This is a genomic window from uncultured Vibrio sp. (assembly GCF_947488985.1).
In the GTDB taxonomy this organism is placed as follows: domain Bacteria; phylum Pseudomonadota; class Gammaproteobacteria; order Enterobacterales; family Vibrionaceae; genus Vibrio.
Window position 1 is genome coordinate 1 of record NZ_CANLBV010000307.1, and the last position, 417, is coordinate 417.

Here is a 417-nt window from a genome sequence, read left to right on the forward strand (position 1 = left end):
TTTGCTTCCGCTTCCCGCTCTTTACTCGACATAAAACCTTGCATACATTCGCTACGCCAGCTTTGAACTTGTTCGGGATAAAGGCCTTTTTCGCGACAATATTGGCTGAGTTCATTCTCGGTCATCGAGTAAGTCTCGGCGACGATAGCGAGTTTAGTTTGAGCAGACCACTGCTCTGATGAAGTGTTGCTGTTTGGCACTGCTGCTCCTGAACGTCTGAGTTGCTGCCGCCAATGATACAGGGTCGCAGTACTAATGCCTTCTTCTTTTGATAACTGGCTCACTGACATTGAATATGGAGGCAGTAGCTTCTTCAATATTGCATCTTTTCTTTCTGCTGGAATACGAGACAAGGTTCACTCATTACCGCCCATGCTGGGTAAATTTTAACAGTGACAACTATCCTGCCAGAGGGGG

1 protein-coding gene is annotated in these 417 nt (G+C 46.8%); it reads right to left on the minus strand.

All coding sequences use genetic code 11. The features are described 5' to 3' along the window. A partial coding sequence (locus tag Q1A70_RS20460; protein ID WP_299695909.1) for a transposase occupies positions 1-353 on the minus strand: 353 nt, incomplete at its 3' end. Positions 354-417: the final 64 nt, after the last annotated feature.